Origin of the sequence: Pseudoalteromonas sp. R86517, assembly GCF_042466295.1 — a bacterium.
GTDB classification, from domain to species: Bacteria; Pseudomonadota; Gammaproteobacteria; order Enterobacterales; family Alteromonadaceae; genus Pseudoalteromonas; species Pseudoalteromonas atlantica.
In genome coordinates this window covers 1,936,539-1,951,286 of the sequence record NZ_JAXHCB010000001.1, presented here as the reverse complement: position 1 = coordinate 1,951,286, position 14,748 = coordinate 1,936,539, and the positions used below count along the sequence as shown (strand labels likewise).

Annotated in this window: 12 protein-coding genes and 7 tRNA genes; 14 read left to right on the top strand and 5 right to left on the bottom strand. The window is 42.2% G+C overall.

Going from position 1 to position 14,748, the window contains the following annotated elements:
- Positions 1 to 52 precede the first annotated feature (52 nt).
- The 3 genes from SJY38_RS08790 to SJY38_RS08780 are packed head-to-tail and all read left to right on the top strand — an operon-like array spanning position 53 to position 1,579.
- Positions 53 to 373 carry a YqcC family protein gene (locus tag SJY38_RS08790; protein WP_377109619.1) on the top strand — a complete coding sequence of 107 codons (321 nt, stop codon included), beginning with the start codon at positions 53 to 55 and terminating at the stop codon, positions 371 to 373.
- The gene (gene truC / locus SJY38_RS08785) at positions 366 to 1,130 is read left to right on the top strand and encodes a tRNA pseudouridine(65) synthase TruC (protein ID WP_377109618.1); all 765 of its coding nucleotides are present in this window, start codon (positions 366 to 368) and stop codon (positions 1,128 to 1,130) included. Before SJY38_RS08790 ends, truC begins: the two co-directional genes overlap by 8 nt.
- The gene (locus SJY38_RS08780) at positions 1,130 to 1,579 is read left to right on the top strand and encodes a flavodoxin (RefSeq protein ID WP_004585976.1); all 450 of its coding nucleotides are present in this window, start codon (positions 1,130 to 1,132) and stop codon (positions 1,577 to 1,579) included. The genes truC and SJY38_RS08780 overlap by 1 nt, the downstream gene beginning before the upstream one ends.
- 273 nt (positions 1,580 to 1,852) lie before the next feature.
- Here the strand turns inward: SJY38_RS08780 and SJY38_RS08775 are convergent, their stop codons facing one another.
- Both SJY38_RS08775 and gloB read right to left on the bottom strand, forming a co-directional pair.
- Complete coding sequence (locus SJY38_RS08775) at positions 1,853 to 3,430, bottom strand: LysM peptidoglycan-binding domain-containing protein (RefSeq protein WP_024033687.1); 1,578 nt, start codon at positions 3,428 to 3,430, stop codon at positions 1,853 to 1,855.
- A 184-nt stretch (positions 3,431 to 3,614) separates the two neighbouring features.
- On the bottom strand, positions 3,615 to 4,388 hold the full coding sequence (gloB, locus tag SJY38_RS08770) for a hydroxyacylglutathione hydrolase (RefSeq protein WP_055255233.1): 774 nt from the start codon (positions 4,386 to 4,388) through the stop codon (positions 3,615 to 3,617).
- 53 nt (positions 4,389 to 4,441) lie between these two features.
- Between gloB and SJY38_RS08765 the strand changes: the two genes are divergently transcribed.
- The gene (locus SJY38_RS08765) at positions 4,442 to 5,218 is read left to right on the top strand and encodes a class I SAM-dependent methyltransferase (RefSeq protein ID WP_055255234.1); all 777 of its coding nucleotides are present in this window, start codon (positions 4,442 to 4,444) and stop codon (positions 5,216 to 5,218) included.
- A 77-nt stretch (positions 5,219 to 5,295) separates the two neighbouring features.
- Here SJY38_RS08765 and rnhA read toward each other — a convergent pair whose 3' ends face one another.
- Complete coding sequence (gene rnhA / locus SJY38_RS08760; RefSeq protein ID WP_004585980.1) at positions 5,296 to 5,760, bottom strand: ribonuclease HI; 465 nt, start codon at positions 5,758 to 5,760, stop codon at positions 5,296 to 5,298.
- A 68-nt stretch (positions 5,761 to 5,828) separates the two neighbouring features.
- On the opposite strand from rnhA, the gene dnaQ reads away from it, so the two are divergent.
- From dnaQ to SJY38_RS08710, 10 genes are all read left to right on the top strand, one after another.
- Positions 5,829 to 6,542 (top strand): DNA polymerase III subunit epsilon, encoded by a 714-nt coding sequence (gene dnaQ, locus SJY38_RS08755; RefSeq protein ID WP_377109617.1) that lies wholly within the window; start codon positions 5,829 to 5,831, stop codon positions 6,540 to 6,542.
- Positions 6,543 to 6,550: 8 nt separating this feature from the next.
- A complete protein-coding gene (locus SJY38_RS08750; protein ID WP_377109616.1) occupies positions 6,551 to 7,921 on the top strand; it encodes a TIGR03503 family protein in 1,371 nt (456 codons plus the stop codon).
- A gap of 98 nt (positions 7,922 to 8,019) precedes the next feature.
- A tRNA-Asp gene (locus tag SJY38_RS08745) sits at positions 8,020 to 8,096 on the top strand.
- A gap of 27 nt (positions 8,097 to 8,123) precedes the next feature.
- Positions 8,124 to 8,200: transfer RNA gene (locus SJY38_RS08740), tRNA-Asp, on the top strand.
- A 41-nt stretch (positions 8,201 to 8,241) separates the two neighbouring features.
- Positions 8,242 to 8,318, top strand: a tRNA-Asp gene (locus SJY38_RS08735).
- Positions 8,319 to 8,349: 31 nt separating this feature from the next.
- Positions 8,350 to 8,426 (top strand) — tRNA-Asp (locus SJY38_RS08730).
- A gap of 37 nt (positions 8,427 to 8,463) precedes the next feature.
- Positions 8,464 to 8,540, top strand: a tRNA-Asp gene (locus tag SJY38_RS08725).
- A 37-nt stretch (positions 8,541 to 8,577) separates the two neighbouring features.
- Positions 8,578 to 8,654 (top strand) — tRNA-Asp (locus SJY38_RS08720).
- 53 nt (positions 8,655 to 8,707) lie between these two features.
- Positions 8,708 to 8,784: transfer RNA gene (locus SJY38_RS08715), tRNA-Asp, on the top strand.
- 315 nt (positions 8,785 to 9,099) lie between these two features.
- Complete coding sequence (locus SJY38_RS08710) at positions 9,100 to 9,819, top strand: helix-turn-helix domain-containing protein (RefSeq protein WP_377109615.1); 720 nt, start codon at positions 9,100 to 9,102, stop codon at positions 9,817 to 9,819.
- 68 nt (positions 9,820 to 9,887) lie between these two features.
- On the opposite strand, the gene SJY38_RS08705 is transcribed toward SJY38_RS08710, so the two are convergent.
- Positions 9,888 to 11,807: a S9 family peptidase gene (locus SJY38_RS08705; protein ID WP_286744768.1), complete on the bottom strand. Its 1,920-nt coding sequence runs from the start codon at positions 11,805 to 11,807 to the stop codon at positions 9,888 to 9,890.
- Between the two features lie 269 nt (positions 11,808 to 12,076).
- Positions 12,077 to 14,533: an acyl-CoA dehydrogenase FadE gene (fadE, locus tag SJY38_RS08700; RefSeq protein WP_029772579.1), complete on the bottom strand. Its 2,457-nt coding sequence runs from the start codon at positions 14,531 to 14,533 to the stop codon at positions 12,077 to 12,079.
- Between the last annotated feature and the right edge of the window lie 215 nt (positions 14,534 to 14,748).

Genomic DNA, 14,748 nt, shown 5'->3' with positions numbered 1-14,748 from the left:
GCATTGAGGGAACAGGGTATAATTGCCCTATAACGTAAAAAGAAGAGTGGTTATGTATCAGCAAACGCAGGCTTATTTAAACCAATTAAGCACACTTTTAAAAAAACACAAGCTGTGGCAAAGCACGCCAATAGAGGCGCATAAATTACAATCTCAAGTGCCTTTTTGTCACGATACCATGGCATTTGAGCAATGGTTACAGTTTGTATTTATTAAAAAAATGCAGCAGTTAATAACGCTCAGCCAACCATTGCCGCAAAATTTTGCCATTGCGCCTATGGCTGAAATGGCGTTAGTGGGTAAAACCGGCAGCGGCGAAATTATAACGCTACTTAGTGAACTTGATGCTTTTTTAGGTAAACCCCATGACTGAAAAGGGAGAACCTGTAGAGTACGGCGAGCTTAATATTCTTTACCAAGACGAATACTTTGTTGCCATAGATAAGCCCGCAGGCTTATTGGTTCATCGCTCTTTTTTAGATAAACACGAAACCCAGTTTGCAATGCAAATGCTGCGCGACCAATTAGGGCAACATGTATTTCCGGTGCACAGGCTAGATAGACCAACATCAGGTGTGCTGCTATTTGCTTTAAGTTCAGAATCTGCCCGAGACATGAACAAGCTATTTATTGAAGGCACTATTACAAAGCGTTATTTAGCGCTTGTACGTGGTTTTGCGCCTGAATCGGTGTTTTTAGATAAACCGTTAAAAGAAGAGCTTGATAAAATAGCTGACAAATTTGCCTCGCAAAATAAAGCGCCACAAGCGGCGCAAACGCAATTTAATTGTCTGCATCAAGCCACGCTACCAATTCCTATTGGTAAATACCCCACGGTGCGTTACTCGCTCGTAGAGTGTTTCCCAAAAACGGGGCGAAAGCATCAAATTAGGCGCCACCTTAATCATTTATCAATACCTATTATTGGTGATGTAAACCATGGTGATAACCAGCATAATCAATTTTTTAGGGAGCATTTTGCACTGAGGCGGTTAATGCTATTTGCAACGCAGTTTAGTTTTGTGCACCCTTACACGCATAAACCCATCGTAATTAAAGCGCCACTAGGTGAAGACATGCTTTGTATATGTAAGCAACTAGGTTGGCCACAGCAAGAAAAGGATTATTAATGGCACATATTAGTATTTTTGTAGGCAGCGTTAACGGCGGTGCAGAACGTTTAAGCTATGATGTTGCAAATACAATTGAAAAAGCGGGGCACACTGCGAGCGTTATTAGTGAGGCCTCACTTGATGATATTAAAAACGCCTCACATATATTAGTTGTTACCTCTACCACAGGGCAAGGCGATGTACCTAGCAATTTAGCAGGGCTCTACTTTGCTATGAATAGCACATTTCCGATGCTAACCGATAAGCCATTTGGTGTTATAGCCATGGGCGATAGATGCTACGGCGATACGTTTTGCGGTGCAGGGCGCAGCTTTGATGAGCTACTACGTGACTTGCAGGCTAAGCCGGTAGGAAACCGTTTAGAAATAGATGCCTGCGAAGACTTTGAGCCATGGCCTGTAGCACAGCCGTGGTTAAAAGCATGGCTTGAAAAATTACCAGCTTAGTAACACCAATGCGCAATAATGCTTAATCATTTTGCGGGGTTAAATGTGTCGCTAGCTGCGTTAAAAAATGCTCATTTACGACTGATGGATGCAGAAGGTAGAGCCATGCAGGAGCAATTGCCGAGAACAATTAAATAGCGAATTTATTGCCTAGCTATTAACACGTTTTTCCGGCCTCAAAATAGAGCATTTAATTAAGCGAATTGGTATTAACTGCTTATATGTACAAAAAAAGGAGCGCATGCGCTCCTTTTTTAATTATTAAACCGTAGGTTAACTACTTCTTACATCAACCTTAAGCTTTAACTTTTGGCCAGGCTGTAAATACTTTTGGCCGGCTAAGTTATTCCACTTAATAATTTCGTTTACGGTTAAATTAAATTTAGACGCAATACGTGCAAGCGAGTCACCACGGCGTACTTTGTACGTAATGGTGCGATTAGTACTTGCAGTTGCTTGTGGTTTACTCGCGGATTTATAAACAGTGAGCTTTTGATTTAAGCGCAATACTGAGTTTTTCTTCAGTTTATTCCACGAGGCCAGTTCATCCATGGTGACATCGTATTCGCGACTAATGTCCCACAGGGTGTCGCCACTTTTAACCGTGTGCGACAGCTTAGTACGGGTGGCTTTATTAGCAGCTAAACGCATTTGCTTAGGTAAATGTTCACTATTAATTGCGCCATCGGTTAAGGGTACTAATAACTGTTGGCCAATACGTATGGTGTTTGACTTTAATTTATTAAGCGAGCGAATCGCACTGGTGCTGGTGGTAAACTTTTTAGCAATAACCGATAGGCTATCTCCGCGCGCCACGGTGTATTGCTGCCAGCGTAAGCGGTCTTTAACATCGGTTTGCGCCAGCTTTTGGCTGAATTGTTCCGCTTTATCGGTGGGTAATAGTAAAAAATGCGGACCGTTAGGGTCGGTCGCCCAGCGGTTAAAGCCTGGGTTTAACCTGTATAGCTCAGTAAGAGTCATATCGGCCATATCTGCGGCCAGTGCTAAGTCAATTTGCGTGCCTACATCAACCACTTCTACAACTTGCGCGTTGATAACCGGTTTCCATTTTACATTAAACTCATCAGCGCGTTTTAATAAATCGGCAAGGGCTAAAAGCTTTGGTACATACGCGGTGGTTTCGCTTGGTAAGTCGAGAGACCAAAAGTCTGTTGGTAAATGCTTTTTACGATTTTTCTTAATCGCACGCATTAAACGCCCTTCGCCTGAATTATAAGCGGCAATGGCGTTTAACCAATCGCCTTCAAGGGTTTTGTGTAAATACGATAAGTAATCAAGGGCAGCACGCGTAGATTGCACTATGTCGCGTCGGCCGTCGTACCACCAGTTTTGTTTTAAATCAAAACGCTCACCAGTGGCTGGCATAAATTGCCAAATACCCGAAGCACTGCGATTAGAGTAGCCAAATGGGTCAAACGCGCTTTCTACAATAGGTAAAAGGGCAATTTCGATAGGCATTTCGCGCTTTTCTACTTCTTCAACAATAAAGTGTAAGTAAGGTTCTGCGCGTTTTGAAATGCGGTCTAAATAAGCTTGATGACGCGCATAGTAGTTACGCTCGGTAACAACAGGGCGGTTTTGCGGTACATCAATAGACAGTTGGTAGCGAATGCGCTCCCACACATCGTCAAAAACGGGGGCGTCTTCGCTCTGCTCAACGTGTTGATATTGGGCGTTTACCATCAATGCATTGTTAATATCGTTAGGGCTTGCGCCTTCTAAGCGCTTATTTGCTTGGGTAGCAGCTTGTGCGTCTGAATCTACGGTTGTTAATGTTTGACAACCACTTAGCGCAAGCGCCAAGGCAATTAATAGAGGAGATTTATTCATATATACCAATACATCAGGTAAAAAAACTCGGCGAATACTACCCGTTATGAGTCAACATTGCCACTTAACGACCAACTTTAACATGTTGATAAAACCATTCGCTATTTTTAAACCAATGGTTTTACCTAGGATATACCTAACCACGATGCTGCAAAATTAATTACAACAGGTCAACATATCTTAACTAAAAGTTGTCTTTGAATCGTCTCAGACTTGCAAAGTTTTCCCATGGTTCATTGTTTTTTGTAACCAACACAAATTCTTTTGGAATTAATTCTGTAATAGTAGGTAGGTCGCTGCGCATAAACGGATTAACTTTAAGCTCTTGGCCTATTGTACTTGGCAGTGTAATTTCGCCCTTAGCACGCTGTGCATCTACTTTATCGCTGTATTGGAGTAGCTCAGGGTTACGCGGCTCAACGGCTTTTGCAAATGCTAAATTGGCTTGCGTATATTCATGCGTGCAATACACTTTGCAGGTTTTAGGTAGCTCACGCAGCTTATTAAACGACTCCCACATTTGCTCAGGCGTCCCTTCAAATAATCGCCCACAGCCCCCACTAAAAAGGGTATCGCCTGTAAAAGCCAACTCTTCATGAATATAACAAATGTGATCAAGGGTATGGCCAGGGGTGGTAATAATGTTAAAACGCGTACCCAATACCTCAATGCTATCGCCATCAACCAGTGTATTGGTGATCCCCGCAAACGGACTGTTAATAGGACCGTACACTGCAATGTTTGAAAACTGTTTTACAAGCTCGGCTACGCCACCGGTATGATCGCTGTGATGATGGGTAATTAAAATGCCACCAAGCTGTAAGTTATGCTCTGCTAAATGCGCTATAACGGGCTGGGCGTCGCCTGGGTCAACCACCCACGCTAGGTCGCTATTATGGGTAGTTAAACACCAAATATAATTGTCAGAAAATGCTTTAATTGCTTTAACTTGCACCATATTAATTTGCTCTATAAAGTGACGGGTAACACCTAGTATAACGAGCTATAAAAATGAAACCAGCCCTTAGTTTTCAAGAAGGACCCAAACCGCTGTCATGGCAGCAGTTCCCTCATGGGGATTATTTACGTGCTGACATTGAACAAAAAATGGATCAATGGCTGCCGCGTATGTTTGGTTACCATATGCTTAAATTAGGTAATTTAAGTGGCGAGCTTAATACCAGCATAAGCACTATAAAACACCAAGTATGTGTTGCCGAAGAGGGGCCTTACACAGGTGTAATAGCCGATATAGACGAACTGCCTTTTTATGAACACAGTGTTGATGCGTGTATTTTAAGCCACTGCTTAGAGTATCACTCAGACCCACATCACATATTACGCGAGGCGCATCGCACACTTATACCCGGTGGTTACATTGTTATTACCGGATTTAATCCGTTTAGTTTATGTGGATTGGCGCAAATGCTGCCCTTTAGCGGGCAAAAGCTGCCATGGACGGGGCGTTTTTTTACGCCTGCGCGGGTAAAAGATTGGCTTAATTTATTGGGGTTTGAAATTATTAGTGATGAGCGCTTTATTTACTCATCTCTTGCGCGGGGTAACAGGCTTTCACGGTTTGCATTTTGGCGCAGTTTTGCCAAACAGTATTTAAAACCTATGGGGAGTGTTTATATGCTGGTGGCGCGAAAACGCGTGGCTCCGCTTACGCCTATAAAACCTAAGTGGCATGCAAGGCCGCAGTTTTCTCCTGTAAAAGGGGCAGGGCTTAGGCAAACCTCAAAGCAGCACTTTAAACAGTGTGAGCAAAAAAATAATAATAGTTAAAAATGTAAGTAGGCACTTTTTAACCCAGCCATGAGCCTTACACTCATGGCATTAAAAAGTGCGAAAGCTTTAACGGGTTAAGGCTGATACCCTACATCATCAAGTAGGTTGCTACTGCCTGCAGCGTCACGTGCCAAATCGTCAACTATTTCGTTATATTTATGCCCGCTATGTCCCTTTACCCATTTCCATGTAACCGTGTGCTCGCTACAAGCGCTATCAAGTCGCTTCCATAAATCAACATTTTTAACCGGCTTTTTTGCCGATGTTTGCCAGCCCCGTTTTTTCCAATTTGCAATCCACGACTCAATACCCTGCTTAACATACTGGCTATCTGTGGTGAGGTTAACGGTGCAAGGGCGGGTAAGTGATTCAAGGGCAACAATGGCAGCGAGCATTTCCATACGGTTGTTTGTGGTGAGCTTATACCCTTGGCTTAATTTTTTTTCGTGGCCGTTATAAATCATAAAAATACCATAACCACCAGGGCCCGGATTACCTAAACATGAGCCATCGGTGTAAATCTCTACGGTTTTTTGCACTGTTTTACCTTGATATTATGTACAATAAAGTGATTATAGAAAGATACCAGAGTCAGGCTAAATTCGATATGGCACGTAGACAAATAGTTTTAGATACAGAAACCACCGGCATCGACCCCAAACAGGGGCACCGCATTATAGAAATTGGGTGTGTAGAATTATTAAACCGACGTTTAACCGGTAATAATTTTCATGTTTACATTAACCCACAACGCAGCATTGAAGAAGAAGCAATAGATGTTCACGGTATTACCAACGAGTTTTTACGTGATAAACCACTTTATCGCGATATAGCGCAAGAGTTTTTTGACTACATTAAAGGTGCAGAGCTTGTAATACATAACGCCCCGTTCGATGTGGGCCATATGGATAACGAGTTTGCGCTGCTTAACCAAGGCTACCCAAATACGCACGAGTACTGCCAAGTTCTCGACACCCTTAAAATGGCGCGTGACTTGCATCCTGGTCAAAAGAACAACCTAGATGCTTTGTGCCGCCGTTACGATATAGACAACGCAAAACGAACATTACACGGCGCATTACTGGATTCTGAAATTTTAGCCGATGTTTACTTAGCCATGACAGGCGGGCAAACCAAGCTAAACTTAAACCAAAATAAAGATGACGGCAGCGAGCAACAGACTGGTGGCATAAGACGCTTAAGTAGTGACCGAGCACCTTTAGTTGTATTGCGCGCAAACGACGCTGAGCAAAGCGCACACGAAGCACGACTCGATCTTATAGACAAAGAAGGCGGCCACTGTTTATGGCGCGCTGAATAAGGCCAACTATGAAAACGATGTATTTTATAACTGTATTGTGCGCCACCTCACTGTTTAGCGCCAGTACGTTTGCCGTTAAGCAAGTAGAGCTGCTTAAACGCGACGGCGAACAAAATGAAATACCGCTGCTAGATAACCGTTTTCGTATAGACAGCCAATTAGACGAAATAACCTTACTATTTTTTAGAAAGCCAGGTTCGCCCGCGGTTATTTTAGTCAGACCCGATGGCAGCAAGTACTTTGCCACTAACGCCGTTAAAGATCCCAACCTCGATTGGTTTGATGAGCTTAGTTACGACTTAATCACCATAAAAAAACCGATGGCTGGCCCATGGCAAGTTATTGGCCGCATTTTGCCCGACAGCCGCATTGTGGTGTTAGGGGAAGTGTCTTTAAAAGCACAGCCACTACCTCCTATGTTGTTTAGAGGCGAGACAATAAAAATAACGGGCGAAATTTTAAATGATGATGAGCCTATCGATGCTAACTTATTCACAGATGTAGTTAGCCTAAACGTTGACTTTGTAAGTACTAACGATGAAAGCTATGCAAACTTCGGTGCAGGCACTCAAGAAGTTGCCGAATTTAAAGACGATGGCCGCGGCTTTGATGAACGCCCTAACGATGGAGTGTTTACTGGCGAATTTAAATTAGACTTTCCTGCAGGGCAGTGGACGCCAGAACTCTATATAGCGACTCCCTTATTACAGCGACGGATTGTGCAAGACCCTATCATTGTGCATGAACCGCCATTTAAATCTGAGGTCGCACTGGCAGAGCTTGATACTGACGATCACCAGCTATCTATTAATATAGATAGCAACATAGTTAAACCTGAAACCGTTATTGTGCAGGGAAAAATTTATTACCCTAACAATGAAGAGCAAATGTTTACAATTGACGCGCAAGCGGGTGATACACGCCAACTAGCAATTAAAAACTATGATTGGGGAAGATACAGCGTTGAACTGTCTGTTTTTGGCACTAATATAAACGGTCGTGAGTTTATGGCCACAATACCAACATACAAATTTGAGATAGAAAGGCCAATAGAAGCAGTGCCCGAAATAGACCCTGCTACGCTTATTGATCAAAATCTGGCCTTGGAAGCTGAACCCGTTGAAGAAAAAATGGCCACTTCTACATTAGTGACTTTAATCGTGGGCTGTAATTTGCTCATTTTATTGTTAGGGTGGTTAGCAATTCGTATTTTTGTACAGAAAAAGCCAATCAAATTTAACTTTAAACTGCCTTTTTTAAACAAAAAGAAAGTAAACGATGAGAGCAACGCCGATGCAGAAAAAAATCAAGTCGGCAAAAATGGCTCAAAAAGTGACAAATCAGGTGAAATTTTAAACCTTTCGATGTCAGATGACTAAAAAACCTGTAAAAAAACAAAAAAGCCCTTGACGAAGTAGGGGCTGATTCGTATTATTCACGCCGCTGCAAAGGGAGACCTAAGCAGAAACGAAAATGCGGAGTGGTAGTTCAGTTGGTTAGAATACCGGCCTGTCACGCCGGGGGTCGCGGGTTCGAGTCCCGTCCACTCCGCCAATTTTCGACAATTTGTAAGTAGACGCTGGAGTGGTAGTTCAGTTGGTTAGAATACCGGCCTGTCACGCCGGGGGTCGCGGGTTCGAGTCCCGTCCACTCCGCCAACACTTACACAACATATGGTTGTAAAGCATATTCTTATTATGGAGTGGTAGTTCAGTTGGTTAGAATACCGGCCTGTCACGCCGGGGGTCGCGGGTTCGAGTCCCGTCCACTCCGCCAATAAGAAAAAATAACAGTTTAAATACGCGCTGGAGTGGTAGTTCAGTTGGTTAGAATACCGGCCTGTCACGCCGGGGGTCGCGGGTTCGAGTCCCGTCCACTCCGCCACTATTTAAACACTGTTATGTTACAAAATTTGTATGCTGGAGTGGTAGTTCAGTTGGTTAGAATACCGGCCTGTCACGCCGGGGGTCGCGGGTTCGAGTCCCGTCCACTCCGCCAACAAATTTAGTAATGACAAGTAATATGATATCTCTGCGGAGTGGTAGTTCAGTTGGTTAGAATACCGGCCTGTCACGCCGGGGGTCGCGGGTTCGAGTCCCGTCCACTCCGCCATTTGATATCGTAACAAAATTAGTAAGTGCATTACCCCATGCACATACCACTGCGGAGTGGTAGTTCAGTTGGTTAGAATACCGGCCTGTCACGCCGGGGGTCGCGGGTTCGAGTCCCGTCCACTCCGCCACTTGTTATTTCCTCAATAACAAGCTTATAAAATCCTTGGTTAAATAATTTTATAAATTACCCTTTGGCTATCAGCTATCAGCTATCAGCTATCAGCTATCAGCTATCAGCTATCAGCTATCAGCTATCAGCTATCAGCTATCAGCTATCAGCTATCAGCTATCAGCTATCAGCTATCATCTATCATCTATCAGCTAAAAAATCGACTACTTAATGCTAACCTGCTAATATTCCTGCCTATTCTTTAATATTCAGCTTCTTATATCTGCATGAATAGCCAAGAATCTAGTCTCACTTTAAAAAAGGAAGCACTAAAATGAGCACACTAGGTCAACAAGTAAAGCAGCTTAGAAATAATAAAAAATTGAGCCAACCAGAGTTCGCTCAGCAAGTAGGGATAGAGCAGAGTTATTTATCAAAACTTGAAAACGATAAATCAATTCCCTCGAATGAAATATTTAGATCTTTATTGATAGCATTAGATCTTTCAATTGATGAGTTTATGAAGCCGCTTGTATCAAGTCATGATAAAGCCAGGCTTATGCAGATACCGGATGTTGAGCAGTGGTATAAAAATAAAGCTGTGAGCACTTCAGTAACTCAGCGTAAATTGATTTATTTAGCAATGTTTTTAATTTCGTTTGGGTGTGCACTATTTTATGCAGGCCATAAAAATTATGTGTTTAACGAACATTTTTATGAGTATCGCTCAATTGGAATTATTAAAAATGATGAACCACTCAATGTTTTCAATCATTGGAAAGATTATATAATAGATCCCAGTGCTGAAAAGCGTACAGCAAAACTTAAAGAGATGCTTGCTAGGCGTGTTGAACTTTTTAAATTAATGGATGAGTATATCGGTGAATCATTTGTCGAAGAAGTGACGGGTGGTAAACGTGTTTATACAACAAATGCTGTCCCACGCTACATAACACATGCAGGTAATACCTGGCTTGAGTTTATTGGATTATTTGCAGCTGTATTTGGTTTAGCTTTGGCGGTATTAGAACCAAAATTAACGCGTCACGCATAAAAAGCTGTATGCGAACAAGCACACAGCTTTTATCTTAAATTTAGCCCATAGTTGTATGGGCTTAAGCGCTATTTTAGATAGGTATCTAAAAAGTTTAAGTAAGCGTTAGAGGCTGTTATACGGTTTTCTTTTTTAGTAAAACCATGCCCTTCATCATCAAACAATACATACTCTACTGGCACGCCATTGGCTTTGACTGCGGCAACGAGTTCATCGCTTTCAACTTGTAAAACACGTGGATCGTTAGCGCCTTGTATTACCATTAAAGGTTTAGTGATATTTTTAGCATGAAATAGTGGCGATATAGCCCGATGACGCTCACCATCTGTTGCAGGGTCGCCCATTTCATCGTATAAGGCTTTTTTAAAACTCTCCCACCATGGTGGAATTGAGTTAAGTGTTCTTACCCAGTTAGTCACCCCAAAAATATTAATACCTACTTTGAATTCTTCTGGTTCAAAGGCAAGTGCAGCTGCGGTCATAAACCCGCCGTAACTACCTCCCATAATGCCAATTTTTTCGCTATCGACCCAATCTAAACTTTGAAGATGCTTTTTACCGTACACAATATCTTGTAAGTCATCTGTGCCGTGCTTTTTATCATCCAAATGAAAAAATGTTTTACCGTATCCTGAACTACCACGGTTGTTAACGGCAAAAATAGCATAGCCATGATTAATTAAGTGCTGCTGTGTCGCGCTGTAACCAGTACGGCTTTGTCCACCAGGACCACCATGCACCCAAATTAGTGCTGGCACTTTATTAGTGCTACTTGCTTGTTTGGGCTTGTACAAAACACCAGGTACCTCTAGCCCATCAAAACTTTTAAAGCGTACAATTGTGCTTTGTACTAAATTACTTTGATTTATTTCTTTGCTAAGTGAATTAGTTATTTGTTTGGCGCTAATACCACCGACTTGCCATACAAATAAATTACTTGGGGATGTGTCAGAGTTCAAATAAAACGCCATGGTTTTCTCGTCACTTGAGAAATTTACACTGCGTAAATTACCATTGGGTAGGGTGGGCATAGCGACTTGTTTACCTGTACGAGTATCTAAAATAGTTACTTTAGTACTGGCATCGGCATTTACTCCACTTACTTGGTAGCGTCCAGATTTAGAAAAATAAATAAAGTTTACGTCCCATTCGTCTTCTAAAGCCGGGCTATGTTTCTCTGTCGCTAACTCATAGCGCCACACTTGTGAAAACTCACCTTTTGCGTCTGTAGAGTAGTATAAATATTTACCGTCAGTAGAGAAGGTTTCAGGTGTATATTGTGCGGGATCATCATGCTTAGATATAAGTTGTGGTTTAAGGGATCTTTTATAAGAGTCGAGAATGTATGTATCACTGTCTTTATTGGTATTATTTTTAGATAAAGCAATAAAGCGTCCATCAGGGCTAATGGCGCCAACATCTAATCCGAGTTCATTTTGATAAACAGGAGACATTTCATAGGTTTCACTATCTACGCGATATAAATCCATAAATTTGGCATCACGCTGATTGCTGGTGATAAAAAACTGGCTGCCATCTTTGGTAAAACCTGCAAAGCCAGCTCGTGTTTCAGCGCCAGGGGTTAAATCTTTGATTGAACCGTCAACTTCACGCACGTAGACATGATATCGCTCGTTACCGCCTGAGTCTTTGGTAAATAATACGCGCTCATCATTAGGGAAGTAGCGTACAGGGTAGGTACTGTCTTCAAAATTGGTTAAGCGTTCTTTACTGCCTGTTTTAACATCGACCTCATATAAACTATAAATACCGCTTTCATCGCTACTAACGAGAATTTTTTCACCAGAAGGTGAAAAACTACTACCTATAAAGGATGTAGTATCAAAAAAAGTGTTTGCACTGTATGTCTGTATCGCTTGTGCTGCTGAGGTTTGTTCAGCAATAACATGTGTTGTATTGCTCGATTGGCTACAGCCAGCGAGTGCAATTGCACATGCTAGTACGCCAAACTTAAGTGTTTTTTTCATTAATATAGTCCTTGAATTATTATTAGCGTATTTGAGTGTTGCTCGTACATTTTTTAAACGCAAGCTTTGGAGCTTATTCAAGGCTTAATAAAGTGTTACAAAGCGTGTATTAGATGAGTGATTAGTAAGTTTTATAATGTATTGGTAGGTTTTATATTTTTTGATACTGATCGAGCTTAAAGTTATTGCTTTAAGCTAATTAAAATTGAGAACAAAAAAGCCAGCGCTAGAGCGCTGGCTTTTGCTATTCAGATGCTTAGCTTGGTTGATTAAGCTGCATCTGCTTTGCTGTCTTCACTTTTACGTGCGGCTTTGCCTGCTAATAAATCAGCTGGGTCAAAGTCATCAACGTTAATTACGTCTAAGCGGGCTTTTTCAACAGCGGCTAATTTATCAGCTTCTGCTTGGCTTAATATGCCAGCTTCAAGGCCCATTTGCGCTACTTTATCAAGTTGGAAGAATGGCAGTTTAAGGCCTTTTTCTTTACATACTCGTTCAAATAACGGCTCTACAGCCAGTACGTCTTTAAGTGTTTGCTCTTGACGGCCAACTAGGTTTAGTGGCTCATCTTTTAAGTAAACATAGCTTGCTAAACGGTTACGCGTTTCGCTAGGTACTTGAAGTAGTTGTGCTAGTTTATGCTCAAGTTTGTCGGTAGGTTTACGAACCGGGCGACCAAACGGGAATAACAATACTTTTAATACGCCACGTAATGGGGCAGAGGGCATGTTATTGATTAAATCAGCAAGGGCACGTTGGCAGTGGTAAAGATGATCCTGACAGCTCCATTTTACTAGGGCTAAATCTTCTTGTTTACGGCCTTCATCGTTATAACGCTTAAGCGTTGCAGACACTAAATATAAGTAGCTTAGTAAGTCACCTAAACGTGCTGAAATGCGCTCTTTACGTTTAAGCGAGCCACCAAATACCGCCATGCTAATGTCAGACATAAGCGCAAGCGATGCACTAAAGCGTGATGCTATACGGTAAAACTCTGCGGTGTCGTCTTTGTACGGTACGCTAGTAAAACGTGCACCACTAAGCGCAAGCCACTTAGTACGTACAAGGTTCGACATTGTAAAGCCAATGTGGCCCATTAGCGCTTTATCAAATACGTTAAGCGCTTCTTCGCGGTCTTCAATTTCACAAGCACCAAGCTCGGTTAGTACAAATGGATGACAGCGAATTGCACCTTGACCATAAATAATCATATTACGGGTCAAGATGTTGGCACCTTCTACTGTTATAGCAATAGGGGCACCTTGATAGCCACGACCTAAATAGTTATTTGGCCCAAGCATAATCCCTTTACCGCCAAGTACGTCCATTGCATGAATGGTCGACTCGCGCATTTGCTCGGTAAGGTGGTATTTAATAATAGCTGAAACAACCGATGGCTTTTCACCTAAATCTACTGCACCCGTTGACATACTTACGGCTGCATCTGAGCTGTAAGCGTAACCAGCAAGTTTAGCCAGTGACTCTTCAACACCTTCCATTTTACCAATTGGTAAACGGAACTGACGACGAATACGGCTATATGCACCTGTTGCTACGGCAATTGTTTTAATGCCACCGGCAGAGTTTGATGGCAATGTAATTGCACGGCCAACCGATAAACATTCAACCAGCATGCGCCAGCCTTGGCCAGCCATTTCTGGGCCACCAATAATGTAATCAAGGGGTACAAAAATATCTTTACCGCGAGTCGGGCCATTTTGAAATGGTACGTTAAGCGGGAAGTGGCGACGACCAATTTCAACACCTGGCGTGTTAGTTGGAATAAGTGCACAGGTAATGCCTGGCTCTTTGTTGTCGCTTAGTAAACCATCTGGATCTTGTAGTTTAAAGGCAAGACCAAGTACTGTAGCCACTGGTGCAAGAGTAATGTAACGCTTGTTCCAAGTAAGGCTAATACCTACTACTTCTTCACCGTTCCATTGCCCTTTACACACAACACCGTAATCAGGAATTGAGCTCGCGTCAGAGCCTGCTTCTGGCGAAGTTAATGCAAAACATGGAATTTCTTGGCCTTGGGCTAAGCGCGGTAAATAATGATTTTTTTGATCTTCTGTACCGTAGTGCTGAAGTAACTCACCTGGACCTAACGAGTTAGGTACACCTACAATTGACGATAGCAAGGTCGATTTACTGGTTAACTTTTGCAGAACACAAGATTGTGCAAACGCAGAAAACTCTAAACCGCCGTATTCTTTTTTGATGATCATGGCAAAGAATTTATTATCTTTTAGATATTGCCATACATCTTGCGGTAAATCGGTAAGCTCGTGTGTTGCTTCCCAATCATCTAGCATGCTACATACTACTTCTACAGGGCCATCAATAAAGGCTTGCTCTTCAATAGTCAGTTTTGGAACTGGGTATTGGTGTAGCTTTTTCCAATCTGGGTTACCACAAAATAAATCAGCTTCCCACCACGTAGTACCGGCATCGATTGCTGACTTTTCAGTGTCAGACATGCTTGGCGTTACTTTTTTAAAGGTAGTAAAAATCGGCTTGATTATATATTGCTGACGAATGCCAGTAACAGAAAGAGGAACCGCGATGATCAAAAAGATCAACCAGCTAATTAAACCAAAAGCACCTGCAAAGGTACCAATTAGTAATGTTGCGGCAGAAACACCAAGTGCTGTGTTCCAACTCGCTCTGTGGTAAACCGCGATGCTGAGCAGTGCGATTAAACCGAGTGTAAATATGAGTGTCATTGCTTATTCCTTAATAGAGGTCAGACCACCTCAGTTAGAGTAGCGCTAGTGAGCGTAAGTTTCAAGTACATTACAGCGTTAAATTAACGACAAACTAGCCATTATGCTTATCATTATTCCCTTTATAAGGAACAAGCATGCACCACTGCTATGTTTAATTCAATCACAGCGATTATTTAAGCGCTAAAAATCAGTAAATCAGCTAGCCAAAAAAG